At 64.9% G+C, this 2,385-nt stretch carries 2 protein-coding genes; both read left to right on the top strand.

The window, feature by feature from the left end; translation table 11 throughout:
• Nucleotides 1–1,315, top strand: a 1,315-nt coding sequence (locus VF497_RS12740) for a S8 family serine peptidase (RefSeq protein ID WP_330889268.1), incomplete at its 5' end; no start/stop codon positions are given.
• A 510-nt stretch (nucleotides 1,316–1,825) separates the two neighbouring features.
• A partial coding sequence (locus VF497_RS12735) for a DUF6689 family protein (protein ID WP_330889266.1) occupies nucleotides 1,826–2,385 on the top strand: 560 nt, incomplete at its 3' end.

Genomic DNA, 2,385 nt, shown 5'->3' with positions numbered 1-2,385 from the left:
CGATGCCAACCTCAATCCGGCGTACATCCCGTTCTACACCACGATGAGCGGCACCTCGATGGCCACGCCGCACACCGCCGGCATCTCGGCGCTGCTGTTCGAAGCCAATCCGAACCTGACGCCCGACCAGGTGAAAGACCTGCTCAAGCGCAGCGCGACCAATATCCCCGGCTACGCCGCATGGGAAGACGGCGCCGGCTACGTCAACGCCTATGCCGCGCTGAGCGAGGCGTCGGGCGCGCGCAGCGGCTTCGGCAAGACGGTCAACAGCCTGCGCACGTTCAACGCGAACGCGATCGAAGCCGACGGCGGCAGCGTGCCATTCTCGGTCGCCTTCTCGCCGGTCGGCACGACCGGGTCGCAGACCTTCCAGGTCGGCACTGACACGGCCTGGGTCAACGCCAGCGCGACGCCGCCGACCGGCCAGACCGTGGCGCTGGTGCTGATCGACCCGGATGGCAACAAGTACGGCTCGTCGATCTCGTTGCCGGAGGAGGCGCCGAACGTCTCGGTCGGCGCGCCCGGCAAGGCCGGCACCTGGACGGTCACCGTGCGCGGCATCGGCTCGGTCAGCGGCACCGGGCTCGACCCGGCGCATGTCACCAACGGCTATGCGATCCCGGGCACCGTCACCGGCACAATCAAGTTCACCAAGGCGAGCGGCTATACCGGTTTGACCGATATCGCCAGCAGCCCGGCTGCGGGCGCGATCCAGCACGGCGTCGCGCACCGCCTCGTCGATGGCGAAGCGGACGGAAAATTCCATCCGACCGACAACCTGCTGCGCTCCGACCTCGCCGAATATCTCGTGATGGGCGCGGGCATCCGTCAGTCGCTGCCGAAGACGCCGAGCTTCAACGATCTGCAGACTTCGAACTTCTACTATCCGTTCGCCGAAGCCGCGGTCGGATTCGGCGGCGCGCTCAAGGATCGCACCGGCGTCGACAATGGCGTGATGCAGCTGCAGAACGGCCTGTTCAAGGCGAACGGCACGGTGCCGCGCAGCGATCTGGCCTACAGCCTGGTGCAAAGTCTCGGCCAGCAATCGCTCGCCGCGCCGTACACCGGCGATGTCTACGTGACCTACAACAGCCAGCGCATCAAGCTCGACGACTCCTCCAGCATCCCGGTGGACAAGCGCGGCTACACCCAGCTCGCGATCGATCTCGGCCTGATGAACGTGCGCTACACGCTCACCCAGGGGCCGTTCGATCCGCAGCCGGTGATCCACGGCTGGTTCGATCCGGCGCGCAATGTCACGCGTGCGGAGTACGCGGTGTCGGCGGGCGTGCTCGCCGATACATACAACAAGTAAGCGTGCGCCTGCTGTCCTCGCTCATGTGACGGACAGCGCCGCAATCCGGGCGCCTGAGGGTTTTCCCTCAGGCGCCATGAGGAATCACCCGGATATCCAGGGCGCCTGGACGCAAGCAGACTGGATGCTTCGGCTCACAAAGCATCGAGGATGATCAAGACGGTCGGCTACCCGTGGCCCGCCCGTGGAGCCATCGGTTTGCAGCACAAACGCTCAGTGGATGAGCCATGAACTTCGGGATGCGGGATGCACCCGAGAGTGGAAGGCCACATCGGACTCCCCTACCGATGCGGTTCGTCTGGAAAAAGGTCAGGACGACCTTTTTTCAGACAATCCTGCAGAGATTCGTCGGGGCACGCGCTCCGGCTAGCGAACTCGCAGTCGCTACAAGTTGACGGCTGGGCCCGTCTGCACCAACATGCCGGGAAGTGTCACATGCGCAACGCTAGGACGGTACGCACGGTCCCGCGTGCCCTTGATTGAACCGCGCATGGCTTTACGGAGACTCGCATGACCCACCGTTTGCTCGCCTCGTTCCGCCAGGCCCTCGCGCTGTGCGTGTTGTTGTTCGGCACGATTGCATTTGCGCATGCCGACGTGGCCGTCAATGTCAGCGGTAATGTCGCGAGCGCGGCAATCGTGCTGCCCGGCAACATCGGTGCCGACCTCACCATCAGTTTCGACTCGACGCAGAACCTGAGCGCCGCCAACCTCGGCATCACGGCCCAGCTCGTCAACGTCAACGCGTCCGGCCTGTTGGCGCGGCTGCCGGATTCGCAGCTCGTATCGGTCCCGGCCGCTTTCCCGGTGCTGATCACGGTCGAACCCTCGGGTGACTTTTCCTTCACCAATTCCTACCTGCTGAGCGTGCACACGCATAATCTCGGCTATGCACCCGGCACACCGTTGCGTCTGTTCAAGGCGCCGCTGGGCGGCAACTTCGTCGACATCACCGAAGACGTTAGGCCAGGCAGCGTGGACACGCGCGGTCGCGAAGGCGGCTTCTCGCAGTTCCTGATCGTCGCCGACCTGCGCCCGAACTCGGTCGTGGCTGCCGGCAAGTTCAGCGC

The sequence above is a fragment of the Rudaea sp. genome (assembly GCF_036383415.1).
Taxonomy (GTDB): Bacteria; Pseudomonadota; Gammaproteobacteria; order Xanthomonadales; family Rhodanobacteraceae; genus Rudaea.
This window is presented reverse-complemented; position numbering and strand designations above follow the sequence as displayed.